The organism is Burkholderia alba, assembly GCF_034721475.1.
GTDB classification, from domain to species: Bacteria; Pseudomonadota; Gammaproteobacteria; order Burkholderiales; family Burkholderiaceae; genus Burkholderia; species Burkholderia alba.
Genome location: NZ_JAWJWL010000009.1, coordinates 228,837 through 255,044 on the forward strand (window position 1 = coordinate 228,837; position 26,208 = coordinate 255,044).

At 68.4% G+C, this 26,208-nt stretch carries 20 protein-coding genes and 2 pseudogenes; 11 read left to right on the forward strand and 11 right to left on the reverse strand.

Features of this window, described 5'->3' with window-relative positions:
- Window positions 1–624 precede the first annotated feature (624 nt).
- Window positions 625–1,797, forward strand: a complete 1,173-nt coding sequence (locus RZR99_RS12995; RefSeq protein WP_323120172.1) for a lactonase family protein — start codon at window positions 625–627, stop codon at window positions 1,795–1,797.
- 342 nt (window positions 1,798–2,139) lie between these two features.
- On the opposite strand, the gene RZR99_RS13000 is transcribed toward RZR99_RS12995, so the two are convergent.
- From RZR99_RS13000 to RZR99_RS13025, 6 genes are read right to left on the reverse strand one after another with little or no spacing between them, the layout of a single operon-like run.
- Window positions 2,140–2,586: a dihydroneopterin aldolase gene (locus tag RZR99_RS13000; protein WP_323120173.1), complete on the reverse strand. Its 447-nt coding sequence runs from the start codon at window positions 2,584–2,586 to the stop codon at window positions 2,140–2,142.
- Entirely contained in the window at window positions 2,583–3,215 is a 633-nt protein-coding gene (locus RZR99_RS13005) for a sarcosine oxidase subunit gamma (RefSeq protein WP_323120174.1), read from the reverse strand. Before RZR99_RS13005 ends, RZR99_RS13000 begins: the two co-directional genes overlap by 4 nt.
- A complete protein-coding gene (locus tag RZR99_RS13010; protein WP_323120175.1) occupies window positions 3,205–6,216 on the reverse strand; it encodes a sarcosine oxidase subunit alpha family protein in 3,012 nt (1,003 codons plus the stop codon). Before RZR99_RS13010 ends, RZR99_RS13005 begins: the two co-directional genes overlap by 11 nt.
- Window positions 6,213–6,509, reverse strand: a complete 297-nt coding sequence (locus RZR99_RS13015; protein ID WP_323120176.1) for a sarcosine oxidase subunit delta — start codon at window positions 6,507–6,509, stop codon at window positions 6,213–6,215. Before RZR99_RS13015 ends, RZR99_RS13010 begins: the two co-directional genes overlap by 4 nt.
- A gap of 22 nt (window positions 6,510–6,531) precedes the next feature.
- On the reverse strand, window positions 6,532–7,776 hold the full coding sequence (locus tag RZR99_RS13020) for a sarcosine oxidase subunit beta family protein (protein ID WP_323120177.1): 1,245 nt from the start codon (window positions 7,774–7,776) through the stop codon (window positions 6,532–6,534).
- A gap of 15 nt (window positions 7,777–7,791) precedes the next feature.
- Window positions 7,792–9,177, reverse strand: a complete 1,386-nt coding sequence (locus RZR99_RS13025) for an L-serine ammonia-lyase (RefSeq protein ID WP_323120178.1) — start codon at window positions 9,175–9,177, stop codon at window positions 7,792–7,794.
- A gap of 278 nt (window positions 9,178–9,455) precedes the next feature.
- Here RZR99_RS13025 and RZR99_RS13030 point away from each other — a divergent pair.
- From RZR99_RS13030 to RZR99_RS13070, 9 genes and pseudogenes are all read left to right on the forward strand, one after another.
- Window positions 9,456–10,520: pseudogene (locus RZR99_RS13030) on the forward strand (GlxA family transcriptional regulator); the annotation flags it as partial.
- Window positions 10,521–10,766: 246 nt separating this feature from the next.
- Window positions 10,767–11,471: a FadR/GntR family transcriptional regulator gene (locus RZR99_RS13035; RefSeq protein ID WP_323120180.1), complete on the forward strand. Its 705-nt coding sequence runs from the start codon at window positions 10,767–10,769 to the stop codon at window positions 11,469–11,471.
- 34 nt (window positions 11,472–11,505) lie between these two features.
- On the forward strand, window positions 11,506–12,414 hold the full coding sequence (gene ltnD, locus RZR99_RS13040; protein WP_323120197.1) for an L-threonate dehydrogenase: 909 nt from the start codon (window positions 11,506–11,508) through the stop codon (window positions 12,412–12,414).
- Between the two features lie 13 nt (window positions 12,415–12,427).
- On the forward strand, window positions 12,428–13,735 hold the full coding sequence (gene otnK / locus RZR99_RS13045; RefSeq protein WP_323120181.1) for a 3-oxo-tetronate kinase: 1,308 nt from the start codon (window positions 12,428–12,430) through the stop codon (window positions 13,733–13,735).
- The gene (gene otnC, locus RZR99_RS13050) at window positions 13,732–14,370 is read left to right on the forward strand and encodes a 3-oxo-tetronate 4-phosphate decarboxylase (protein WP_323120182.1); all 639 of its coding nucleotides are present in this window, start codon (window positions 13,732–13,734) and stop codon (window positions 14,368–14,370) included. The genes otnK and otnC overlap by 4 nt, the downstream gene beginning before the upstream one ends.
- Before the next feature lie 102 nt (window positions 14,371–14,472).
- A complete protein-coding gene (locus RZR99_RS13055; protein WP_323120183.1) occupies window positions 14,473–15,795 on the forward strand; it encodes an MFS transporter in 1,323 nt (440 codons plus the stop codon).
- A gap of 73 nt (window positions 15,796–15,868) precedes the next feature.
- On the forward strand, window positions 15,869–16,645 hold the full coding sequence (gene otnI / locus RZR99_RS13060; RefSeq protein WP_323120184.1) for a 2-oxo-tetronate isomerase: 777 nt from the start codon (window positions 15,869–15,871) through the stop codon (window positions 16,643–16,645).
- Window positions 16,646–16,672: 27 nt separating this feature from the next.
- A complete protein-coding gene (denD, locus tag RZR99_RS13065) occupies window positions 16,673–17,644 on the forward strand; it encodes a D-erythronate dehydrogenase (protein ID WP_323120185.1) in 972 nt (323 codons plus the stop codon).
- Window positions 17,645–18,102: 458 nt separating this feature from the next.
- Complete coding sequence (locus RZR99_RS13070) at window positions 18,103–18,795, forward strand: aspartyl/asparaginyl beta-hydroxylase domain-containing protein (RefSeq protein ID WP_323120186.1); 693 nt, start codon at window positions 18,103–18,105, stop codon at window positions 18,793–18,795.
- A gap of 75 nt (window positions 18,796–18,870) precedes the next feature.
- Here the strand turns inward: RZR99_RS13070 and RZR99_RS13075 are convergent, their stop codons facing one another.
- The 5 genes and pseudogenes from RZR99_RS13075 to RZR99_RS13095 form a co-directional block, all read right to left on the reverse strand.
- Window positions 18,871–19,821 (reverse strand): choline ABC transporter substrate-binding protein, encoded by a 951-nt coding sequence (locus tag RZR99_RS13075; protein ID WP_323120187.1) that lies wholly within the window; start codon window positions 19,819–19,821, stop codon window positions 18,871–18,873.
- A gap of 104 nt (window positions 19,822–19,925) precedes the next feature.
- Complete coding sequence (locus RZR99_RS13080; RefSeq protein ID WP_323120198.1) at window positions 19,926–20,921, reverse strand: GlxA family transcriptional regulator; 996 nt, start codon at window positions 20,919–20,921, stop codon at window positions 19,926–19,928.
- Between the two features lie 106 nt (window positions 20,922–21,027).
- On the reverse strand, window positions 21,028–21,921 hold the full coding sequence (gene choW / locus RZR99_RS13085) for a choline ABC transporter permease subunit (RefSeq protein ID WP_323120188.1): 894 nt from the start codon (window positions 21,919–21,921) through the stop codon (window positions 21,028–21,030).
- A pseudogene (locus tag RZR99_RS13090) lies at window positions 21,914–23,204 on the reverse strand (quaternary amine ABC transporter ATP-binding protein); the annotation flags it as partial. The gene choW and the pseudogene RZR99_RS13090, both read right to left, overlap by 8 nt.
- A 73-nt stretch (window positions 23,205–23,277) precedes the next feature.
- On the reverse strand, window positions 23,278–23,568 hold the full coding sequence (locus RZR99_RS13095) for a hypothetical protein (RefSeq protein WP_323120189.1): 291 nt from the start codon (window positions 23,566–23,568) through the stop codon (window positions 23,278–23,280).
- 454 nt (window positions 23,569–24,022) lie between these two features.
- Between RZR99_RS13095 and RZR99_RS13100 the strand changes: the two genes are divergently transcribed.
- Window positions 24,023–26,098: a lipoxygenase family protein gene (locus RZR99_RS13100; protein WP_323120190.1), complete on the forward strand. Its 2,076-nt coding sequence runs from the start codon at window positions 24,023–24,025 to the stop codon at window positions 26,096–26,098.
- Window positions 26,099–26,208 lie beyond the last annotated feature (110 nt).

Consider the following 26,208-nt stretch of genomic DNA (forward strand, 5'->3'; position numbering starts at 1 on the left):
CCCGCCGTCATGCCTTCGGAAACGGTGCGCATCCCGCCATGCCCGACACGGCCGGGAGCCGCGCCCCGACGCCTCGGCGCGAACCGCTGAGCTGGCGTGACATTGCGCTTCCGCTCGGCACCCAAGCCGGCGAAGCAAGCTCCCGCCGCATGAGTCGATGGAAAGGGGAAGGTTGCTCGATCCCCCGAAAAGCGACGACCCCGCGAAGGCGGGCCTCGGGACACATGAAGCGCTCGGAACCCGGGCCAGCCATGCAGCGTCAAGGAACGCCGCGCATCCCCTCACGTGGCCGGAGACCTATGACGCCGACGGACTCCCGATCGTCGATAAGCCGCCCTGTTGTCGATTCTCTGCCCGCCCGCCGCGCCCCTCGCCGCTTCCGCCTCGACCACGATCACGCCCGTGACGGCTCACGGGCCACTCCGCGCTTCCCCTGCACTTCATCTGCTCCGCCGGAACCCCGTTCTCCCGGAGTCCAACCGGTCCGGACATCCCCGGGAAAGTCCGTCCGGTATCCCTTGACGGCCTCGCGCCGCGAATCTTTCAAATATCGGTCGGCGAAGCTGTCATTTCCCAAGCCGGGCATCGACTAAACACTCCACCCATCACGTTGAAAGGAGTTCCATGATGAGAAACCTGACGCTTGCCCTGGCGGTTTCCATGACGTTGACCGCGTGCGGGGGCGGGACCGACACGCCCGCGCCCACGCCTCAACTGTTCGCCCAGACCAACGACACCAACAATGCGGTGCTCCGCTTCAACCGCAACCCGAACGGCACGCTGAGCCCGCTCCCCGCGGTACAGACCGGCGGGAAAGGCACCAACGGCGTCAACTACTTCATGGGCAACACCGTCAGCCCGGACGCGCTGACCAGCAATCACAGCGTGATCGCGAGCGCCGACGGCAAGCGCCTGTTCGTGGCGAACGCGGGGGACAACACCGTCAGCACCATGCGCATCGACGCCAACGGGGGGCTCAGCGTGCAGGCCGTGTCGCCGACAGGCGGTATCCGCCCCACCTCGCTCGCGTTCGCGAACGGCGTGCTCTACGTCACACATCAGCAGGGGGCGAACGAACTGGGTGCTTACCGCGTCGGCGCCGACGGCAAGCTCGCGCCGATCGGCCAGTATGCGACGGTGCAGCAGGACGCGCTGCCGACCCAGGTCAGCGTGAGTCCCGACGGGAAATTCGTGATCGTCAACGTCCTGCTCAAGAGCCTCCAGCCCGTCCAGCCCAATCAGACACTGCTGGCTTTCCCGGTCAACCCGGACGGCACGCTGGCGCAGCCCGTCGTCTCGCCGTCGAGCGGCGTCGGCCCTTTCGCCGGCCGCTTCGGCACCGGTTCGCGCGCCGGCGTATTCGTCACCGCCGATGCGCCGGGCGGCACGGCAAGCGCCTACACGTTCGCGTCCACCGGGGCATTCTCCGCGACCGGCACGCCCGTGCCCGTCACCGGCCAGGCCGCGCCGTGCTGGATCTCCATCACGCCGGACAACCGCTTCGTCTACATCAGCAACGGCCAGGGTACCGTATCGCTGTTCTCGCTCGATGAGCGCGGCCGTCTCTCCCTCGGAAATCCGGTGGCGGCCAGCGAGCCGGGGCCCGCATCGTCGACGACCAGCTTCGCGTCCGACTCCTGGATCAGCCCGGATGGCAAATTCCTGTATCAGGACTATTCCGGCGCGGACAAGATCGTCAGTTACGCGATCGGCGCAACGGGCGCACTCGCCAAGGTGGGGGAACAGCCGGCCAATACCGTGTCGAGGGTCAGCCTGCAAGGTTTGACGGGCATTTGAAGCAGGACGTCGCCCACGTGTCAGTCTCCAGCCGGTCCGTGGGCGGAGCGTATGAAGTTTCGCGGCGCTTTCACGGTCCTGCGCCAATTGGATGCTTGTTGGGACACGCAAGCGGCCCGGTCGCGCCACCCGCCGCCTTGTCTCGACGGGCACGACGCGCGCCCCGGTCGTGCGGGCAATCGGCCGGGAAGTGCGCATCGGGATGAGCGCCCGACTGAGGGAAGATCCGCCCGCATTCGCCGACGGCGCCTTACCGGAAGGCTGGCGCCATGAGGCGATGAGCGGCCGCAACCCGACGACAGGAGGCTCTCCGGCCCCTGCGGCCGCGCCCGGCCCGCGATCTCAATCGGCCCGCGCGGACGCGCGCCATGCCGCGCGATCGGCGCGCGTCCAATCCAGCTCGACGCCGACCCGCTTCGTCCCCGGCCGGATCTTCGGCTTGTGCAGCGACAGCGTCAGCGCATCGAGCGCGGGCCATTCGTCGAACGACAGCACAGCGAGATCGAGCGCGAGCGTTTCCAGCAGACGGGTATGCGGCTTGTGCGCGAGAAACGCCGCGATCCGCGCGCAGTATCCGTCGTAATCGATCCAGCTCGCGCCGCCCTGCTCCGACGGCTCGCACCGGTAGACGAGCCGCGCATCGATCACGACGGGCTGCGGCGCCTCGTGCTCGTGCGGATGAATGCCCACTCGCACAGGCACGACCAGTTCGTCGACGAACACGCTCCAGCCGCGCCCCCGCGCGCGGGCCGCCTCGAGCGACGCGAACGGCGCCTCGACCGGCTTCATGACGCGAGCGGCGCCGCCGCGTCGAGCATCATGCGGCAAAAGTAGTCGGCGAAGCTGCGCCGGACCACGATCTCGAACGTCGCGTCGCCCGTCGGCACCAGCACGACGGACGCCTTGAAGTAGTGGCTCTGCGCGCACTGCCCGACGCCGAACCCGCGCGGATGCAGATCCAGCGGGCAGCCGCGCGCGAGCACGTCGCGCACCTTGTCGCCGCTGATTTCCACGACCGTGTAGCCGCTGCCGACGTCGACGGCCGCCGCATAAGCGCCCTGCACGGCCTGCGCGAGCTTCGCTTCGAGCTGGCTCGCCGCGACCGGCCCGTTGGAGCGCACGAGCCACTCGTCGGGGCCGAGCCACAGCACGTCGTAGTCGGCGCTGCGCGCGACGGTATTCGGCCGCGCGGGCGGGCGGCAGCCCACCACCTGCTCGAACGCGCTGACGAACGCGCCATCGCTCAGTTCGCCGCGCACGTTCACGAGATCCAGAAACGGCCGCTCGCGGAACTGGAACTGCTTCGACACGCGCCCCTGCTGCGCCTTCAGCACATCCTGCGCGCCGACGAACGGCGATTCGAGGCGCACGCCGGCGGGCGTCGCGACCGACGCTTCATTTCTCGCTTCATTCCACATGCTGACGCACCCCTTCGGTATCGTAGAAAACCGTGCCGGCGATCTTCGCGGTCACGCGGCGGCCGTTCGCGAGCGGAATCGCCACGGTCTCGCCCATCTTGCCCAGTCCGCCCTTCACCACCGCCAGCGCGATCGAGCGCTTGAGGATCGGGCTGTAATAACTCGACGTCACGTGCCCGAGCATCGGCACCGCCGCCCCCGGCGACAGCGCCGCCTCCGGCGGCACGATCTGCGCGCCTTCGGGCAGCACGAACTGATCGTCGTCGGTCAGCAGACCGACGAGCTGCTTGCGGCCCTCCTTCGCGGTGTCCGAACGCGACAGCGAGCGCTTGCCCAGGCAATCCTTCGACTTCGCGACCGCGCCGCCCATCCCGAGGTCGAACGGCGTGACCGAGCCGTCCGTGTCCTGGCCGACGATGATGTAGCCCTTCTCCGCGCGCAGCACGTGCATCGTTTCCGTGCCGTACGGCGTGATGTCGAATTCGGCGCCCGCCTCCATCAGCGCTTCCCACACCGCGCGCCCGGCATTCGCCGGCACGTTGACCTCGTAGGCCAGCTCGCCCGAGAAGCTGATCCGCATCACCCGCGCCTTCGCGCCCGCCACCGTGCCGTCGCGGTAGCTCATGAACGGAAACGCCTCGTTCGCGAAATCGATATCCTTGCAGACCTTCTGCACGACCTTGCGGCTCTTCGGGCCGACCACCGCGAAGGTGGCCCAGTGGTCCGTCACCGAGGCGAGCCGCACCTTCAGGTCCGGCCACTCCGTCTGCAGCCAGCGTTCGAGCCAGGTCAGCACGCGCGCCGCGCCGCCCGTCGTGGTGGTCATCATGAAATGCTGCTCGCCGAGCCGCACCGTCACGCCGTCGTCGAACACCATGCCGTTCTCGTCGAGCATCAGCCCGTAGCGGCACTTGCCGACTTCCAGCTTGTTCCACGGATTCGTGTACATCCAGTTCAGCAGCTTCACCGCGTCCGGCCCCTGGATGTCGATCTTGCCGAGCGTCGACGCATCGAGCATGCCGACGCTCGTGCGCACCGCCAGGCATTCGCGCGCGACCGCCGCGTGCAGATCCTCGCCGGGCTTCGGGAAGTACCACGGCCGCTTCCAGTTGCCGACGTCCTCGAACAGCGCGCCGTGTTCGGCATGCCATTCGTGGAGGCAGGTCTTGCGGATCGGGTCGAGGAAGTCGCCCAGCTCGCGGCCCGCGAACGTGCCGAACGTCACCGGCGTGTAGTTCGGCCGGAACGTCGTCGTGCCCGTCTCGGGAATGGTCTTGCCGAGCGCCTGCGCGAGGATCGCCATCCCGTTGATGTTGCCGAGCTTGCCCTGGTCGGTGCCGAAGCCCATTGCCGTGTAACGCTTCACGTGCTCGACCGACTCGAAGCCTTCGCGCGCGGCCAGCAGGATGTCGGACGCGGCGACGTCGTTCTGGAAATCGACGAACTGCTTCGGCCCCCGCGTGGCGGCTTCCTTGCCGCCGACGAGCCACACCGGCAGCAGCGCGCCTTCCGCCACGTCGGCCGCCTTCGGCGCGAGCGGCCGCTGCGCGGCGCTGAACCCCGCCGCGCCGGCCGCCTCGACACCCGCGTCCACCGCGAGCCGCAGGCCCCGCGCGAGACCGAATTCGCCCGCCGCCGCGCCGACGCTCGCCTCCGCCTGCATCGCCTTGCCCGGCACGAAGCAGACCTTGTCGTCGTTCCAGTGCGCCTTGCCGCCCGACTGCGCGAACAGGTGCAGCACCGGGCTGAACCCGCCCGCCATCGCGACCAGGTCGCACGGCAGCGTGCTCAGCTTGGGGCCCGTCTGGCCGTTCGCGTACGACGCGACGTCGACCGACGCGACCCGCAGCTTGCCGGACGCGGCGGTCACCACCGCGCCGCTCACCACCGTCACGCCGTGGCGCTTCGCGGCGGCGGGCAGCGCGCCGTCCGTCGACGCGCGCGCATCGATCACGGTCACCTTCGCGCCGCACGCCTTCAGGTCGAGCGCGCACTGGTAGCCGCGATCGTTGTTGGTCGCCACCACGGCCTCGCGGCCCGGCAGCACGCCGTAGCGATGCACGTAGGTCGACACCGCGGACGCCATCATCACGCCCGGCAGGTCGTTGTTGCCGAACACCAGCGGCCGCTCGTGCGCGCCGGTCGCGAGCATCACGCGCTTCGCGCGGATCTTCCACAGCAGCTCGCGGGTGCCCTTGCGCATCGACACGGGCAGATGATCGGTCAGGCGCTGCGTGACCGTCACCAGGTTGTGATCCTGATAGCCGAACGCGGTGCTGCGCGACAGGATCTTCACGTCGGGCAGCGTCGACAGCTCGGCCTCGACTTTCTCGACCCACTGCAGCGCGGGCTTGCCGTCGATCTCGGCGCGACAGCCGAGCAGGCTGCCGCCCAGCTCGCGCTGGTCGTCGACGAGGATCACGCGCGCGCCCGCCAGCGCCGCCGCGTGCGCGGCCGCGAGCCCCGTCGGGCCGCCGCCGACCACCAGCACGTCGCAATGCGCGTAGCACTTGTCGTAGCGGTCGGCGTCGGGCGTGTCCGGCGCCTTGCCGAGACCGGCCGCCTCGCGGATCTTCTCCTCGTACTTCGGCCAGAACCGGCGCGGCCACATGAAGGTCTTGTAGTAGAAGCCGGCCGGCAGGAAGCGCGAGAACTTCTGGTTGATCGCCATCCGGTCGTGCTCGAGCGACGGCGCGGCGTTCACGCTGGTCGCGACCAGCCCCTGATACAGCTCGACCTCGGTCGCGCGCGCGTTGGGCACCGAATAGGCGCCCGTCTCGAGCTGCACGACCGCGTTCGGTTCCTCGACACCCGCCGTCACGATGCCGCGCGGCCGGTGGTACTTGAAGCTGCGCGCGACGAAGTGCACGCCGTTCGCGAGCAGCGCCGACGCCAGCGTGTCGCCCTGGAAGCCCTGATAGGTGCGGCCGTTGAACGTGAACGTCAGCGGAATCGCGCGGTTGATCCGGCCTCCCGCGCCCAGACGATCTTTCTGGCTCATTTGCTCGTGCCCTCTTCGTGTGCGGTTGCGGCGGCCCCGCCGAACGTGTCGTAGCCCTGGAATGCGTAGCTCACGGTGTCGCGCTGCGCGATGAACCAGCGGCGGCAGCCCTGCGTATGCAGCCACTGTTCGCGATGCACGCCGCGCGGGTTCTTGCGCATGAACAGGTAGTCGCCCCACTCGCGGTCGGACAGTGTCTCGGTGTCGAGCGGGCGCGCGATGTCGGCTTCGCCGCCGCAGCTGAATTCGGATTCGGCGCGCGGGCCGCACCACGGACATTCGATCAGCAACATGGTTTTTCCTCGTGGTGTTCGTTCAGTGGGCGACCGCGGCCGCGCCGTGTTCGTCGATCAGGTGGCCGGTGTAGAAGCGCTCGAGCGCGAACGGCGCATTCAGCGGATGCGGTTCGTCGCGCGCGATCGTGTGCGCGAACACCCAGCCCGATCCCGGCGTCGCCTTGAAGCCGCCGGTGCCCCAGCCGCAATTGAAATACAGGCCCTTCACGTCGGTCTTGCTGATGATCGGGCACGCGTCCGGCGACACGTCGACGATGCCGCCCCACTGGCGGTTCATCCGCACCCGCGAGAACACCGGGAACATCTCGACGATCGCCTGCAGCGTGCCTTCGATCACCTGGAAACTGCCGCGCTGGCCGAATCCCGTGTATTGGTCGATGCCCGCGCCGATCACGAGATCGCCCTTGTCGGACTGGCTGATGTACGCATGCACCGCGTTCGACATCACGACCGTATTGACGACCGGCTTGATCGGCTCGGACACCAGCGCCTGCAGCGGATGGCTTTCGAGCGGCAGCCGCACGCCGGCCATGTCGGCGAGCGTCGAGGTATTGCCCGCCGCGACCACCGCGACCTTCTTCGCCTTGATGAAGCCCTTCACGGTATCCACGCCCGTCACCGCGCCGCCTTCGCGGCGGATGCCGGTGACCTGGCAGTTCTGGATGATGTCGACGCCCGCGCGGTCCGCGCCGCGCGCGAACCCCCACGCCACCGCGTCGTGACGCGCGACGCCGCCGCGACGCTGGATCGATGCGCCGAGCACCGGGTAGCGGCTGTCGAGGTTGATGGTGGGCTCGATTTCCTTGATCTGCGCGGGCGTCAGGAATTCCGCGTCCACGCCGTTCAGCCGGTTCGCGTTCACGCGCCGCTCGGTGTCGCGCACGTCCTGCAGCGTATGCGCGAGGTTCATCACGCCGCGCTGGCTGAACATCACGTTGTAGTTCAGATCCTGCGACAGCCCTTCCCACAGCTTCATCGCCTTCTCGTACAGCGCGGCGGATTCGTCCCACAGGTAGTTCGAGCGGACGATCGTCGTGTTGCGCGCGGTGTTGCCGCCGCCGATCCAGCCCTTCTCGAGCACCGCGATGTTGGTCATGCCGTGCTCTTTCGCCAGGTAGTACGCGGTGGCGAGCCCGTGTCCGCCGCCGCCGACGATCACGACGTCGTACTCGCGCTTCGGCTCCGGGCTGCGCCACTGGCGCTCCCAGTTCTCGTGATAGGACAGGCCGTTGCGCAACAGGCTGAATATCGAATAGCGGCTCATTTCATCGATCCTTCGTTAGCATTCAATGACGTTCACGGCCAACCCGCCGCGCGACGTTTCCTTGTATTTCGTCTTCATGTCGGCGCCCGTCTCGCGCATCGTCTTGATGACCGAGTCGAGCGACACGTAATGCTGGCCGTCGCCCTTGAGCGCCATCCGCGATGCGTTGAGCGCCTTGATCGCGCCCATCGCGTTGCGCTCGATGCAGGGGATCTGCACGAGGCCGCCGACCGGATCGCAGGTCATGCCGAGGTTGTGCTCCATGCCGATCTCGGCCGCGTTCTCGACCTGGTCGGCCGTGCCGCCCATCACGGCGGCGAGCGCGGCCGCGGCCATCGAGCACGCGACGCCGACTTCGCCCTGGCAGCCGACCTCGGCGCCGGAAATCGACGCGGTCTCCTTGTAGATGATCCCGATCGCGGCGGCGGTCAGCAGAAAGTCGACGATGCCGTCCTCGGTCGAGCCGGGCACGAATTTCACGTAGTAATGCAGCACGGCGGGAATCACGCCGGCCGCGCCGTTGGTCGGCGCGGTGACGACCCGGCCGCCCGCCGCGTTCTCCTCGTTGACCGCCATCGCGTACAGATTGACCCAGTCGAGCATCGACAGCGGATCGCGCAGCGATTCCTCCGAGCGGGTGCGCAACCGCGTGTGCAGCTCGGCCGCGCGACGCTTCACGCGCATCGGGCCGGGCAGCTCGCCCTCGGCCTGGCAGCCGCGCTCGACGCACGCGGCCATCGTGCGCCAGATCGCCAGCAGGCCCGCGCGCACCTCCTCGGCGGGGCGCAGCGCGCATTCGTTGCGCAGCGTCAGCTCGGCGATCGACAGCCCGTTCGCGCGGCATGCGCGCATCAGGTCGTCGCCGGTGCGGAACGGATACGGCACCTCGGCCGCGGCGCGCACGCCGTTGACCCGGTCGCCGTCGCGATTGACGACGAAGCCGCCGCCGACCGAGTAATACTCTTTCTCGACCAGCAGCTGGCCATGCTCGTCGAATGCCTGGAAGCGCATGCCGTTCGGATGCACGACGCCCGTGCCGGCCATCAGCTTGCGGTAGAAGCCGAGATCCTCCTTCTCGTCGAAGCGGATCGCCTGCCGGCCGAGCAGCGCGACCGACTTGTCCGCGCGGATGGCCTTCAGGCGCGGCTCGATCAGGTCGGGATCGATCGTGTCGGGCAGATGGCCCTCGAGGCCCAGGAGCACCGCCTTGTCGGTGCCGTGGCCCTTGCCGGTCGCACCGAGCGACCCGTACAGCTCGACCCGCACGCGGCGCACGAAGCCGAGCAGGTTCGCGTCCTCGACGTGCGACGCGAACCGGCAGGCGGCAATCATCGGGCCGACGGTGTGCGAACTCGACGGGCCGACGCCGATCTTGAACAGATCGAAAACGCTGACGTTCATCTGACTGCCCTTGCGTGTGGACGCGTGAAGTGACGTTGGGCATCAGTACATCAAAGCGTAAAATCCGCCGATAGAACAAAACCGGCATCGGCGTGGGACGCCGCCGCCACGCGGGCCGGCCGAATGCGTTTTGGCGATGGTTCGCGACGGAAAAACGCAAGTCCGGCCCCGCCCGATCGGCGACGCTGGTGCACCGGGCCGGCCGCGCCCGGCGCCCCGGGCCGCCGGTGAACACCCGCCGGGCGCCACGCGACCCGGCCAACCCGATATTCGCCGCAATGAACGCTGACGTTTCCGTTTCGCCTGTCGCCCCCGATGCCGCCCCGCGCCGCATCCGCTTCGGCATCGTGCTGCTGCCGAATTTCACGCTGACGGCGTTCTCGGGCTTCGTCGACATGCTGCGCCTGTCGGCCGACGACGGCGACCACAGCAAGCCGGTGCGCTGCGCGTGGAGCGTGATCGGCGACACGCTCGCGCCGGTCCGCGCCAGTTGCGGGATCCAGATCACGCCGTGGGAAACCTTCGCCGAGGCCGAGCCGTTCGACTACGTGGTGGTAGTGGGCGGCCTGCTCCATTCCGGGCCGCAGGCCGGCGCGGAAACCCTGCAGTTCATCCGCCGCGCGGCGAGCGACGGCGCGAACATCGTCGGCATCTGCACCGGCGTGTTCGCGCTGATGCGCGCGGGCGTGCTCGACGCGCACCGGATCTGCGTGAGCTGGTTCCACTACTGGGATTTCATCGAGCGGTTCCCGGCCGTCGACCCCGACACGCTGATCGCCGATCGCCTGTTCGTGATCGACCGGCGCCGCATCACCTGTTCGGGCGGCCGCGCGTCGATCGACGTCGCCGCCGCGATCCTGCTGCGCCACTTCGATCACGCCACCGTGCAAAAGGCGCTGCGGATCCTGCTGGTCGGCGAGATGCAGAAAGGCAACGCGCCGCAGCCGCATCCGCCGGGGCTCGAACCCGCGACCCATCCGAAGGTCAAGCGCGCGATCCTGCTGATGGAGCAGCACGTCGGCCGCACGCTGCCGCTCGAGGAACTCGCGTGCAAGCTCGACCTCTCGGCCCGCCAGTTGGAGCGGCTGTTCAAGGCCGCCACCGGCAAGAGCCCGCAGGTGTTCGCCAAGCAGGTGCGGCTGCGCACCGCCGCGTGGCTGCTCACCAGCTCGGACCGGACCGTCGCCGATATCGCGTCGAGCTGCGGCTTCGCCGATGCGTCTCATCTCGGCCGGGAATTCCGCAAGCAGTTCGGCGTGCCGCCGGCGGCCTACCGGGAGCGCGGCGGCGCGGCGGCGGCCGACCCATCCGCGGCGCTCGCCGAGGCGCCGGTCCGGCCGGACTGATCGAGCGCCGGCGCGGGCCCCGGCCTGCTCGGAAAACGCGAGCGCCCGGGCAGCGCGTGTCCCCCGGACGGCGGGCCGACGCCTGACCCGCCACGGGCGCGGCTACCGGTGCCCACGCCGATCCGCCCGCCGCCGGTTTCGCGCGATCCGATTCCACCCCCTTTAATACTCGAGGGTTATCCCGGATGCCGGCGCTCGATCAAATTTGTATGATGACCACATCACCTGAACAAGACGGTCATCATGTTCGAGAAAATCCCGACCCGGGCGATGAGCGATTCGGTCGCCCAGCAGCTCCTCAAGCAGATTGAAATCGGCAGTTTCGCGGGCACCGGCAAGCTGCCGACGGAGGCCGTGCTCGCACAGGAATTCGGCGTGAGCCGCACCGTGATCCGCGAGGCGATCTCGCGCCTGAAGAACGAGGGCGTCGTCGAACCGCGCCAGGGCAGCGGCGTGTACATCGCCGAGCACGCGTCGATCCGTCCGCTGCGGATCGACTACGCGGAAGCGGTCGGCGCCGGCTCGCTGCCGCACCTGCTCGCGGTGCGCCGCGCGATCGAGGCGGAAGTCGCGGCCGAGGCCGCGCTGCATCACACCGATGCGGACATGGAAGACATCGACGCCGCGCTGAAGCAGATCGACGACGCGGTGGCCGAGGGTCGCGACGGCGTCGCGGAGGATGTTGCGTTCCATCGCACGATCGCCAGCGTCACCGGCAACCCCTACTTCCTGAAAACCCTCACCTTCCTGAACCAGTACCTGGAAGCCGGCGTGATGGTCACGCGCCGCAACGAGGCGACGCGCGAGGATTTCTCGCGCCAGGTGCGCGAGGAGCACGCGGCGATCGCCGACGCGATCCGCTCGCGCGATCCGATGGCCGCGCGCAACGCCGCGCGCACCCACATGTACAACGCCGCCCGCCGGCTCGCCGAAGCCGGCATCTGCTAACCGCGCGGCGGCCGCGCGCCGCCGCCCTCAACCGATTCGAACAAGGTTTGCCATGACACGGAATGTAGGCGTCATCGGCCTGGGCGCGATGGGCCTGGGCGTCGCCCGGTCGCTGCTGCGCGCGGGCTTTCGCGTGCACGCGTGCGACGTCCGAGCCAGCGTGCTCGACGCGTTCGCCGCCGAGGGCGGCGTGCGCTGCGCGACGCCCGCCGAGCTGGGCGCGCGCTGCGACGTGGTAGTCACGCTCGTCGTCAACGCCGCGCAGACCGAAGCGGTGCTGTTCGGCGAACACGGCGCCGCCGCGCAGATGAAGCCCGGCGGCATCGTGATCTCGAGCGCGACGGTCGCGCCGGAATTCGCCGTGCAACTGGGCGCGCGGCTCGCGTCCGCCGGGCTGCTGATGCTGGATGCGCCGGTGTCCGGCGGCGCCGCGCGCGCCGCATCCGGGGAGATGACGATGATGACCTCCGGCCCCGCCGCCGCGTACGCCGGCTGCGAGGCCGTGCTGGCCGCGATGGCGGGCAAGGTCTACCGGCTCGGCGACGCGCACGGCGCGGGATCGAAGGTAAAGATCATCAACCAGCTGCTCGCGGGCGTGCACATCGCCGCCGCCGCCGAAGCGATGGCGCTCGGGCTGCGCGAAGGCGTCGATCCCGATGCGCTGTACGACGTGATCACGCACAGCGCCGGCAATTCGTGGATGTTCGAGAACCGCGTGCCGCATATCCTGAACGGCGACTACACGCCGCTGTCGGCGGTCGACATCTTCGTGAAGGATCTCGGCCTCGTGCTCGACACGGCGCGCCGCAGCGCATTTCCGCTGCCGCTGTCCGCCGCCGCGCACCAGATGTTCATGAGCGCGTCGAGCGCGGGACACGGCGGCGAAGACGATGCCGCCGTGATCAAGACCTTCCCCGGCATCGATCTGCCGCCTGCCCGCTGACACGCCGACAGTCATGACTTCCGATACCCGTTCTTCCCGCCCGCTGCTCGGCTGCATCGCCGACGACTTCACCGGCGCGACCGATCTGGCCAGCATGCTCGTGAAAAGCGGCATGCGCACCGTGCAGACGATCGGCGTGCCCGGCGCCGCCGAGGCCGCCGCGCTCGACGCCGACGCGATCGTCGTCGCGCTGAAATCGCGCACGGTCCCGGCCGCCGACGCGGTCGCGCAATCGCTCGCCGCGTTCGCGTGGCTGCGCGACCTCGGCTGCAGCCAGTTCTTCTTCAAGTATTGCTCGACGTTCGACTCGACCGACGCGGGCAACATCGGCCCGGTCGCCGATGCGCTGCTCGACGCGCTCGGCGACGCGGGCGGATTCGCGATCGCCTGCCCCGCGTTCCCGGAAAACGGCCGCACGATCTATCGCGGCCATCTGTTCGTCGGCGATGCGCTGCTGAGCGAGTCCGGCATGGAGAATCACCCGCTCACGCCGATGCGCGATCCGAACCTGGTGCGCGTGCTGCAGCGCCAGACCGCCTCGAAAGTCGGCCTGATCCGCCACGATGCGATCGCCTGCGGCGCGGCCGCGGTGCGCGAAACCATCGCGCAGCTGCGTAAGGACGGCGTGCGTCTCGCGATCGCCGACGCGCTCGCCGACCGCGACCTGATCGTGCTCGGCGAAGCCTGCGCCGACCTCGCGCTCGTCACCGGCGGCTCGGGCATCGCGCTCGGCCTGCCCGCCAACTTCCGCCGCGCGGGCTATCTGCCCGAACGCGGCGACGCCGCGCAATTGCCGGAGATCGGCGGCCATGCCGCGGTGCTGGCGGGCAGCGCCTCGAAGGCCACGCTCGCCCAGGTCGCCGCGTGGCGCGCGCAGCGCCCGAGCTTCCGGATCGATCCGCTCGCGGCCGCGCGCGGCGAGCCGGTCGCCGAACAGGCGCTCGCGTTCGCCCGCACGCATCTGCCGGACCCGGTCCTGATCTACGCGAGCGCGACACCCGACGAAGTGAAGCGCGTGCAGGACACGCTCGGGGTGGCCGCCGCCGGTCACCTCGTCGAAGCCACGCTCGCGGCGATCGCGCGCGGGCTGCGCGAGATCGGTGTGCGCCAGTTCGTCGTCGCGGGCGGCGAGACGTCCGGCGCCGTCGTGCAGGCGCTCGGCGTGACCTCGCTGCAGATCGGCGCGCAGATCGACCCCGGCGTGCCGGCCACCGCGACGATCGGCGCCGAGCCGCTCGGACTCGCGCTAAAGTCCGGCAACTTCGGCGCCGTCGATTTCTTCGACAAGGCGCTGCGGCGCCTCTCGGGAGCCGCGCGATGAGCACCGAAGCGAAACTGCGCGACGCCCTGTGCGACGTCGGCGCGAGCCTCTACGCGCGCGGCCATGCGGTCGGCAGCGCCGGCAACCTGAGCGCGAAGCTCGACGACGGCTGGCTGATCACGCCCACGGATGCGTGCCTCGGCCGGCTCGATCCCGCGCGGATCGCGAAGGTCGACCTCGCCGGGCAGCCGGTATCGGGCGATCGGCCGTCGAAGACGCTCGCGCTGCATCGCGGCGTCTACGCGGCGAACGCCGCGACGCGCGGCATCGTGCACACCCATTCGACCCATCTCGTCGCGCTGACGCTCGCAGGCGTCTGGCGCGACACGGACGTGCTGCCGCCGATCACGCCGTACTACGTGATGAAGGTCGGCCACATCCCGCTGATCCGCTACCGCCGGCCGGGCGACCCGCAGGTGGCCGCCGAAGTGGCCGCGCATGCCGCGCGGGTGCGCGGCGTGCTGCTCGAGCGGCTCGGCCCCGTGGTCTGGGGTGCGTCGATCGAACAGGCGTCGTACGCGCTCGAGGAGCTGGAGGAGACCGCGCGCCTGTGGCTGATGACCGATCCCAAACCCGCGCCGCTCGACGCAGCCGCGCTCGACGAACTGCGTCAGGCATTCGGCGCGCACTGGTAACCGTTGCGCCCGTCGTGTGCGCGGGCGCTGTTCGACAGCACACAACGATGCGCGTCACCGGCCCCGCCGGTCGATGCGCCGACCGATACGGAGACAATGAAGATGACAGCTTACGACGCGGCCGCGGCCCGCCCTCTCGACACGGCCGGACAGGCCGAACTCGACCTGACCTACCGGAAAGTCTTCTGGCGGATCGTGCCGTTCCTGATGCTCTGCTACGTGGTCGCGTATCTCGACCGCGTGAACGTCGGCTTCGCGAAGCTGCAGATGTCGCAGGATCTCGCGTTCAGCGAGACCGTGTTCGGGCTCGGCGCGGGCATCTTCTTTCTCGGCTACTTCCTGTTCGAACTGCCCAGCAACATGCTGATGCACCGGCTCGGCGCACGCATCTGGATCGCGCGGATCATGATCACCTGGGGCCTGCTGTCGGCGCTGTTCGCGTTCGTCAAGACCCCGACCCAGTTCTACGTGCTGCGCTTCCTGCTCGGTCTCGCGGAAGCGGGCTTCTACCCCGGCGTGATCCTCTATCTCACGTACTGGTTCCCGACGCACCGCCGCGCGAAGATCATCGCGGTGTTCATGTCGGCGATCCCGGTATCCGGCATCTTCGGCAATCCGCTGTCGGGCTGGATCATGCAGCGCTTCCACGGCGGCGCGGGCTTCCACGGCTGGCAATGGATGTTCGTGATCGAGGCGGTGCCGGCGGTGCTGATCGGCATCGCGACCATCCTCTATCTCGACAACAACATCCGCGGCGCGAAGTGGCTGACCGATCGCGAGAAGCAGCGGCTGACCGACGAGATCGCCGCGCAGCCGCACGAGCGGCAGGCGGGCGAACCTTCGCTGAAGGCCGTGTTCAGGGATCCCCGCATGTGGTGGATGTCGCTGATCTACTTCACGTTCGTCACCGGCCAGTACGGCCTCACGTTCTGGATGCCGACGCTCGTCAAGTCGACGGGCGTGACCGGCCCGTTCGAGATCGGCCTGCTGAGCGCGATTCCGTTCGCGGTCGCGATCGTCGTGATGAACCTGTTCGGCCACAGCGCCGACAAACGCCGCGAACGCCGCTGGCACCTCATCGTGCCCGCGCTGATGGGCTCCGTGGGTTTCGCCGTCGCGGCCTCGTTCTCGCACAATACCGTCGTGTCGATCCTGTTCCTGTCGATCGCGGCGGGCGGCGTGCTGACCTGCGCGCCGCTGTTCTGGTCGCTGCCGACCGCGTTCCTGGCCGGCAGCGCCGCCGCGGCCGGCATCGCGATCATCAACTCGATCGGCAATCTGGCCGGCTTCGCGAGCCCCTACCTGATCGGCTATCTCAAGGATGCGACCCACAGCACGTCGGCCGGCATGTACGTGCTCGCCGGGATGCTCGTGATCGGCTCGATCGCCGTGTGGCTCACGCCGGCCAAACTGGTCAACCGTTAATCCGCGCGGGGCGCCGCGTGCCGTTCGCCGCGCCGCCCCGGTTTTCATTTCCTCTCGATCCGGACTCACCGCCATGCCGCGCTTCGCCGCCAACCTCTCGATGATGTACCCGGAGCATGCGTTCCTCGACCGCTTCGCCGCCGCCGCGCGCGACGGCTTCAACGCGGTCGAATACCTGTTTCCGTATGAGTTTCCCGCCGCCGAGCTGAAAGCGCGCCTCGACGCGAGCGGGCTTGACCAGGCGCTGTTCAACGCGCCGCCGGGCGACTGGGCGGCGGGCGAACGCGGCCTTGCATCGCTGCCGAGCCGCGAGGACGAATTCAGGCGCGCGCTCGACACCGCGCTCGGCTACGCGCGGGTGCTCGGCAACGACACGCTCCACGTGATGGCGGGCCTCATCGCGCCCGGCCAGGATCGCGCGAAGCATCGCGACACCTATCTGCGCAACCTCGCGCACGCGGCGCAAGCCGCTCGCGCGGACGGCGTCACGATCGTGATCGAGCCGATCAATCCGCGCGACATCCCGGGTTTCTTCCTGAACCGCCAGGACGATGCGCAAGCGATCTGCCGCGAAGTCGGCGCGCCGAACCTGAAGGTGCAGTTCGACTGCTATCACTGCCAGATCGTCGAAGGCGATCTCGCGATGAAGCTCAAGCGCGACATCGCGGGTATCGGCCACATCCAGATCGCCGGCGTGCCCGAACGGCACGAACCGGACCTCGGCGAGCTGAATTACCCCTACCTGTTCGCGCTGATCGACGCGCTCGGCTACGACGGCTGGATCGGCTGCGAATACCGCCCGCACGCCGGCACGTCCGAGGGCCTCGGCTGGCTCCGCCCTTATCTGTAACGCCGCATTCTCACAAGGCGATTTCCCATGAAGGTACTCATTACCGGCGGCGCGGGCTTCCTCGGCCAGCGCCTCGCCCGACAGCTGCTCGAACGCGGCACGCTCGCCGGCGCGGACGGCGCGCCGCAACGCATCACCGAACTCGTGCTCCTCGACGTCGTGCAGGGCGGCGACTTCGGCGATCCGCGCGTGACGACGATCGTCGGCGACATCGCGGAGCGGGCCGTGCTCGATCGCGCGATCGATGCGCACACCGCCGCGATCTTCCATCTGGCCGCCATCGTCAGCGGCCAGGCCGAAGCCGACTTCGAACTGGGCATGCGGATCAATCTCGATGCGTCGCGGCTGCTGCTCGAGGTCTGCCGCGCGCGCGGCCACCGGCCGCGCGTGGTGTTCACCAGCTCGGTCGCCGTCTATGGCGGCGCGCTGCCGGATGTCGTGCGGGACGACACCGCGCTGAATCCCCAATCGTCGTACGGCGCGCAGAAGGCGATCGCCGAACTGCTGCTGTCGGACTATGCGCGCCGAGGTTTCGTCGACGGCCGCGTGCTGCGCCTGCCGACGATCAGCGTGCGGCCGGGCCGCCCGAACGCCGCCGCGTCGTCGTTCGCGAGCGGCATCATCCGCGAACCGCTCAACGGCGAATCCGCCGTCTGTCCGGTGCCGGGCGACACGCGGCTGTGGCTGCTGTCGCCGCGCCGCGCGATCGACGCGCTGATCGCGGGCTGCGAACTCGACGGCGCCCGGCTCGGCAACCGGCGCGCGATCAATCTGCCGGGCCTGTCGGTCAGCGTGGACGAGATGATCGACGCGCTGCGCGAGGTCGCGGGCGACGACGTCGTGCAACTGATCCGGCGCGAAGAAGACGCGCGCGTGGTCAGGATCGTCGGCAGCTGGCCGGGACGCTGGGACACGTCGCGCGCCGAACAGCTCGGGCTGTCCGGCGACGCGAGCTTCGTCGATGTGATCCGAAGCTATCTGGAGGACGAGCGGCGCTGATGTCGCGCTGAAAACCCCTCGCGCCGCCGCGATTCCGGCGGCTCCGCGCCCCAGGCTCGGCGGACGCGACAAGCGGTCGGACGCGGCGGACGGCCATGGCGCCCGCCCCATCCGCCGCTCGATTCGCTCTCGCCGGCTCCCGCCTCGATGACGGATCGTTTCAGGCGATCCCGCCCGTTTCCCTCCCATCCGCTCGCGCTCCGCGCGGTCCGCGCGCCCCGTCGGCGCTGCCGCGGAGGGCGCGCGTCCGTTCAGCGCCCGTTACCGGCTGTTGCTCCCGCGACACGCATCGCAGGGCAACAGTAAGCCGGGTCTGGGATTATCGCCATACGGGGCGCGGCACCCCGGCGGCCACGGGCATCTCGTCGGCTACCGGCGGTGCTGCGCCGCTCCGATCCGATCCGCATGAGGCGGCGTGCCACCCGCCATCGCGACACGGATCCCTCGAATAATCCGATATGGCTGCCATTTACGATTTCGGAGCGCGCGCGTTGCGCACTCTCTACGATCGCCGCATCGACAGCGGCGCCGTGCTCGACAGCGCCGTGCTGTTCCCCGACGCCGCCCGCTTCACCGCCGCGTGGCCCGCGATCCGCGACGAAGCGCTCGCGGTCTCGCGCGACCTGAGCCGGATTCCGCGCTTCCACGAAATCATGCGCGAGCAGGCCTCGATTTCCGCCAACGACGCACGCGACTGGCGGATGTTCATCATGCAGGCATACGGCGTGCGCTTCCCGCGCAACCTCGAGCGCTGCCCGGCGCTGGCGGCGATGCTGTCGGGCATGCCGGACGTGCTGTCCGCGTCGTTTTCGTTTCTCGCGCCGGGCAAGCACATCCCCGCGCATCGCGGCCCGTTTCGCGGCATCCTGCGCGGCTACCTGGTGCTGTCGATGCCGAAGCGCGCCGACGGCACGGCCGCCGCGGTACTGAAGATCGACCAGCGCGAATACCGGCTCGACGACGGCCAGTTCCTGCTGTGGGACGACACCTTCGAACACGAGGTCTGGAACGACAGCGACGAAGTGCGCATCGTCATGCTGCTCGACATCCGGCGTCGCGACCTGCCGTTCAACCTGTCGCTGCTGTCCGGCGCGCTGATCCGGCTGGTGCGCATCGCGATCCGGATTCGCGGCGGCGCGATTTCGGTCTAGGCGGCACGCGTCGGCGTGCCGCCTAGAAGCGGCCGCCTGCGCATCATCGCGCCCGCGGCCGGCCGGCGGCCCCGCTCAATGCAGTCCGAGGTAGCGCTTCACCGCCGGCAAGCCCGGCTTGCCGTCGAGCGTCGTCACGCCCGCGAGCCATTTGTCGAGCGCCTGCGGATTCGCCTTCAGCCAGTCGGCCGCCGCCTTGTTCGGCTCCTCCTTGTTCATGATCGGCAGCATCACGTTATTCTCGATGGCCGTCGTGAACTGCAGGTTCGACACGAACTTCGCGACGTTCGGGCAGCGCGCCGCGTAGTCGGGCGGCGTCGCGGTCAGCACGCGGGCCTCGCCGTAGTTCGGCCCGAACACGTCGTCGCCGCCGCTCAGATAATCGATCTTCATCTGCACGTTCATCGGATGCGGTTCCCAGCCGAGGAACACGATCCACTGCTTGTCGCGGATCGCCCGGTTCACTTCCACCAGCATCCCCGCCTCGCTCGATTCGACCATCTTGAACTTGCCGAGCCCGAACTGGTTGCCGTCGATCATCTTCTTGATCAGCAGGTTGCCGTCGTTGCCCGGTTCGATGCCGTAGATGTGGCCGTTGAGCTTGTCCGCGTACTTCTGGATGTCGGCGAACGTCTTCAGGCCGCCCTGGTACACGTAGTCCGGCACGGCCAGCGTGTACTTCGCGCCCGTCAGGTTCGGCGTCGGCAGCACCTTGATCGTGCCGGCCTTCGTGAACGGCGCGATGATCGGGTCCATCGTCGGCGACCAGTAGCCGAGGAACACGTCGATCTGCTTGCTCTTGATGCCCGCGAACGTGATCGGCACCGACGCGATCGTCTTGGTCGGCGCGTAGCCGAGGCCCGCGAGCATCGTCGACGCGAGCCCCGTGGTGGCCGCGATGTCGGTCCAGCCGACGTCGGCGAAACGCACGGTCTTGCAGACCGGCGCATCGGCCGCGTGGACCGACGTGATCGGGGCGGCCGCGATGCTCAGGCCGCAGGCCGCCGCCAGCAGAATTCGCTTCATCTTGCTTCTCCTCAGGGGTGATGTCGTCAACGTGAAAGGGGATCGTCGAAGAAACGCGTGCGCCGCGACCCCGGCGGCGGCACGTCATCCGGTCTCGCGCGGCGTCATCGCCCCGGCACGCGCCGTTCGTAGCTCGGCGCGTGACCGAACTGCGCGCGATACGCCTTGCTGAAATGGCACGGCGAATGAAAACCGCAAATCGTCGTGACGCGCGCGATCGACGCGTCGGTGGTCCGCAGCAGATCGCGGGCGCGCTTCAGCCGCAGCGTCAGGTAGTAATGCGTCGGCGAGACGTTCAGGTAGACCTTGAACATCCGCTGCAGATGCCGCTGCGACAGGCGCACGAGCCGCGCCAGCTCCTCCAGCGACAGCGGCTCCTCGATGTTCGCCTCCATCAGGCGCACCACCTCGATCAGCTCCGCGCGGGAAAAACCCACCCGCGCATCGACCGGGATCGGCTGCTGGTCGGTCGCGCCGCGAATCCGTTCGAGAATGAATTGCTCCGACACCTGCGCGGCAAGCTGCTGCCCGAGCCGCGCGCCGACCAGATTGAGCATCAGGTCGAGCGGCGCGGTGCCGCCGGTGCAGGTCAGCCGGTCGCGATCGACGACGAACAGTTCGTCGGCGAACCGCACCTGCGGAAATTCGGCGTGCAGCGCCGACAGATTTTCCCAATGCACCGTGCAGCGATAGCCGTCGAGCAAGCCGCTCGCCATCAGCGCGTAGGCGCCGGTGCAGATGCCGCCGAGCGGCACGCCGCTGTCGGCCAGCGCCGCGAGCGCTTCGCGGGTGTCGTCGGTCACCACGTCGCGAATCCGGATCCCGCCGCAGACGATCATCACGTCCGGCAGCCGCGCCGGATCGAGCGCCTGCGTCGGCCGCACCGCGATGCCGTTGCTCGCCTGCACCGGCGCGCCGTCGAGCGAGAAGATCGACCAGCGGTAATGCTCCGCGCGCCCCACGTAGTTCGCCATCCGCAACACCTCGACCGCGCTGGTGAACGCGATCATCGAGAAGTTCGGCAGCGTCAGAAAACCGAAGTGCGCGAGCGTGGCAACGGGTGCGGCTCGAACAGCGGGCGCGGCGGCGGCGGGCGTCACATCGCTCTCCAGCAGGAGCAGGTTGCACAAGGCCGCTCCGGCGGCGGTCAGCCGCCGGAACCGGCGTCGGAAACGAAACGGATGAAGCGGCTGACAGCGCGCCGGGTCAGGCCCGCGCGGCGGATTTCACACCGAACAGATGCTTGAGCCCGGCGAACAGCGGCGCGCGAGCGGTGCCCGGCGCGCGGCCGAAGCTTTCCGTGATGCGGTCGAGAATGATCGCCAGCAGCACGACGGACAGGCCGCTTTCGAAACCCAGACCGATGTCGAGGCGCTGAATGCTCGCGAGCACGTCGTTGCCGAGGCCGCCCGCGCCCACCATCGACGCGATGATCACCATCGACAGCGCCATCATGATCGTCTGGTTCACGCCCTGCATGATCGACGGCAGCGCATTCGGAAACTGCACCTTGTACAGCAGCTGCCACGGCGTGCAGCCGAACGCCTGCCCGGCTTCGACGATCTCGCGGTTCACGTGGCGAATGCCGAGGCTCGTGAGCCGCACGGCGGGCGGCATCGCGAAGATCACGGTCGACAGGATGCCCGGTACGCGGCCGAGGCCGAACAGCATCGCGGCGGGGATCAGGTAGACGAACGCGGGCATCGTCTGCATCAGGTCGAGGATCGGCCGCACGATCGCCGCCACCCACTTGCTCTTGGCCGCCCAGATGCCGAGCGGGATGCCGAGCACGAGGCTGATGATCGTCGACGACAGCGTGAGGCCGAGCGTCACGATGGTCTGATCCCAGAATCCGGTCGCGAAGATCAGCAGCAGCGACAGCGTCGTGAACAGCGCGAAGCGCCAGCCGACCCGCCACAGGCCGACGCCGATGAAGATCGCCATCATCGCCCACATCGGCACGGCCTGCAGGCTGTGCTCGACGAACGCGGCCAGCCCCTCGATCGCGCGCCCGATCGCATCGAAGGTCTTCGCGTCATGGTCGAGCAGATAGCGGACGGACTGGTCGACCCAGGCGCCAAGCGGAATGAGTTCAGACATGGGAGCCTCGCGAACGCGTGATGGCCTTCAGGATCAGCGCGCGATCGACCGAGCCGCAGTAGCAGCCGTCGCCGTCGACGACGGGCAGCGCATTCGGGCTCGCGACCACGCGCGCGACGACATGGTCGAGCGTCGCATCGTGCGGAATGCATTCGATCTGGCGCAGGTTCGGCGTCGCGCTGCCGATCGCGTCGCGCGTGACGAAGCCGCGGATCTTGCGCGCCTCGTCGAGCACGAACGCGTAGTCGGCGCTGCCGTTCAGCGTCTCGGCCACGTTCGCGGCGTCGAGCCGGGAGACGAGCGGCACGGCGCCCGTCTGCATCAGGTCGCTCGCGGTCAGATAGCGGCTGGTGTCGATGCCCTCGAAGAACGCGCGGACGTAATCGTCGGCCGGATTCGCGATGATGTCCTGCGGCGTGCCGACCTGCACGAGCCGGCCGCCTTCCATGATCGCGATCCGGTTGCCGATGCGCAGCGCCTCTTCGAGATCGTGCGACACGAACATGATCGTGCGGCGCTGCTCCTTCTGCAGTTGCAGCAGCACGTTCTGCATTTCCTTGCGCTTGAGCGGATCGAGCGCGGAGAACGCCTCGTCCATGATCATCAGCGACGGATTCACGGCCAGCGCGCGCGCAAGGCCCACCCGCTGCTGCATCCCGCCCGACAGTTCGGACGGCAGCTTCTGCGAGAACGGCGCGAGGCCGACCTGCTCGAGCACCTCCATCGCGCGCCGCTCGCGCTCCTTGCGCCCGACCCCCGCGACCTCGAGACCGAACGACGCGTTCGACAGCACCGTCCGCTGCGGCATCAGCGCGAACGACTGAAACACCATGCTCATGTCCTTGCGGCGCAGCGCGGTCAGTTCCGAGCGGCGCACCGCGGCCACGTCGCGGCCGTCGATCAGCACCTTGCCGGCGGTCGGCTCGACCAGGCGATTGACGAGCCGGATCAGCGTGGATTTGCCCGAGCCCGACAGGCCCATCAGCACGAAAATCTCGCCTTCCTGCACGTCGAACGATACGTTGTGCACGCCGACCACCTGGCCGGTGCGCGAGAACACGTCGTCCTTCGTCGCGCCGGCGGCGAGCATGTCGAGCGCCTGTTGCGGATTGCTTCCAAACACCTTGCACAGACCGTCGACTACGACCTTGGGGGCATCCATCGAAACCTTCTCCTCGTGTAGCAGGGGCTCGCACCGGCAGAGCGTGCCTACATGGTTGCCAGAAAAAACCCCGTGCAGCCGACTAATTACGACAAACGCTTGCGCAAATACGACACGTCGGCGCGCGCATCCCTGCCGAATCGGCAGCAATCCACGCCATTCCGGTCTGATCGATGGTGCGTTGCACATCCCGCTCAGGTCCGCAGTGCAACGCAATCGGCATGTCGTTGTGCGGCGCGGCGCAAGCAGAAGAAAACGCGCGCGACAGTCGTGAAACCGGTCATCGCGGTGTCGTTTGGAAACAAGATCGCGTCCGTTGGGCGATGCGGTTCGCGGCGTCGCGCCGGCCCGCCCGGAAACGCATGACCGTGCGCAAGCCGCGCGCCACGCCATGCGGCCGATTCAATCGCCAAGATCGGCAAAACCCGGTTACTTAAAACATTAGCAATCCAGATGGTCCTTAGATCGGTGATTTTTACCATCATTAACATTCATTGCCGTTGCACATTTCATTATCAGCATTTAGGATCGCATTAACAGTTATCTCCAGCGATACATTATTGACGTCGATTAAATACCAATAATAGATAAAAGGAGAATCCGGCTACCGGTGAATCGCACAGGTTTTCAAAGCGCCGGTCCGACTATACGAATCACGAGGGCTGCAGACGATGTTCGACGACAGCTAGCCGGCCAAACCAGGCGCCACGCTCCGCCGGGGCGGCCCGGCGCGCCGATCCCGCTGCTTCGGCACCGCCGGTCGCGAGAACTGTCGACCCGGCACGCGGCTATTTCATGCCCGCGCGCAATCTCGGCCAATTCACCGGCCATCCCGGCTCCACCCATAAAAACTCGATTCCGGTTAATTCGACCAATAACCGACCTGAAATCCCATGTTTGGAAACCCCAGGGGAAGTCAATTACCCAGGAGATTGACAAATGCAGCGAATCGATTCAATTCAATCGTCGGTATTGGTCGTCAATAACACGGCAGTCGAGGATTTCGCGGATACCGTCACGCACCCGCGCGGATGGTTGCCGGCGTCGGCACGCGGCATCGGCCCGGAGATCGGCCGCGCGATCGAAACCGGCCGGCCCGTCGTCCCCAAGGATCCCGTTCCGGTGCTGCCGCATCGGGATTCGGTGCCCGGCCAGCTCGCGCGCGCCCGGCACGTGTCGTCGCAAAAACTCGGCTACACCTGGACCCGGAGCTTCCCGAATACGCTCGGCGTCCCGTTCGCGGCCGCGCTCTCGCCCCAGGACATGCCGACGGCCGACTGGCTGCTGGACGCCACCCAGGCGCTCGCCGCGACCCTCGTCAACGTCCTCGGGGCGCTGCCCGGCAGCGGCGGCGCGGCGTGGCAGCCGCCGCTGCAAGCGATCCGCGCGAACATCGCGGCCGCGCGGTCGAGCTACGCGGGACTGCAGGCGGATCCGCTCGCACCGGCCGCCGCGCTCCAGATCGAGCATCTGCAGACGACGCTGCTCGGCGTACTGGCAAGCATCGACGCGCTGGCGGCGGGCCTCGTTCCCCGGCTCGACAGCCTGTTCCCGATCGAGAGCGGCACGCGCAGCGCGGCGAACGACAGCGCGCTGTTCGCGACGATCCCGCTGCCCGAGCTCGCGTACGCGTTCCATCGGGACGACGTATTCGCGCAGTTGCGCGTCGGCGGCCAGAACCCGCTGCTGATCCGCGGCGTGACGACGCTGCCCGCGAAATTCCCGCTGACCAACGCCCAATACCAGCAGGTGATGGGGCCCGGCGACGATCTCGGCGCGGCGGGCAGCGAGCATCGGCTGTATCTGCTCGACTACGTCGACAACGGCCTGCTCGCGACCACCGGGCCGGTGGTCAAACCGCTCACCGGCGTCGGCTACGCGTATGCGCCGATCGCGCTGTTCGCGGTGCCCCGGCACGGCACGGCGCTCGTGCCGGTCGCGATCCAGTGCGATCAGGAGCCGTCGCTCCACCCGATCTTCCTGCGCGCCGATCCGGCCAACACGTCCGCCTCCGCGTACTGGGCGTGGCAGATGGCCAAGACCGTCGTGCAAAGCGCGGACGCGTGCCATCACGAAATGTTCGCGCATCTGTCGCGCACCCACTTCGTCAGCGAAGCGTTCTGCATGGCGACGCACCGCAACCTGGGCGCCACGCATCCGCTTCACGCGCTGCTGATGCCGCACTTCGAAGGGACACTATTCATCAACGAAGGCATCGCGCGGATCGCGCTGTCTCCCGCCGGGTTCGTCGACACGCTGTTTGCCGCGCCGGTCAGAAGCGCCGCGCAGATGGTGCTGAAGGACCGCCTTGCCTTCGACTTCTACGAGAACATGCTGCCGGCCGACCTCGCGAGCCGCGGCGTCGACGATCCGGCGGTGCTGCCCGACTACCCGTATCGCGACGATGCGCTGCTGATCTGGCGCGCACTTGAGCAATGGGCGGGCGACTACGTGCAGACCTACTACCTGTCCGACGCCGACGTCACCAACGACTACGAGCTGGGCGCCTGGACTCAGGACATCATGCTCAACGGCAAGATCAAGGGCTTCCGGCCGATCACGTCGCGCGCGCAGTTGATCGACGTGCTGACCATGGTGATCTTCACCGCGAGCGCGCAGCACGCGGCGGTGAGCGGCTCGCAGCCCGCACTCGCCGCCTATGCGCCGGCGGCTTCGGCGCTGCTGGCGGCGCCCGCGCCGACCGGCACCGCCGGGATGACGCAGTCGCACTGGAACGCGATGCTGCCGCCGATGCGCGCGGCCGTCGAACGGCTGGCGCTCGCCCAGTTGCCGGGCGGCATCCGCCACCGCCGGCTCGGGCAGTACCAGAGCAACCGCTTTCCCTACCGGACGCTCTTGACCGACCCGCGCATCGCCGGCAGCGGCGGACCGCTCGCCCGTTTCCAGGCCGCGCTGAGAAACATCGAGACGACGATCGCCGCGCGCAACCTCGCGCGCGCAAGGCCGTATCCGTTCCTGCTGCCGAGCCGGATCGCGCCGAGCACCCACATCTGATCTCCGCGCATGCGCAACGCTCCGATAAAAAAAGGTTCATCGCGGATTACCGGGGAAGGCAGCGCGGATCTTGAGGAAGAAGTATTGCTCATCCCGGTAGCCGTAGGCCC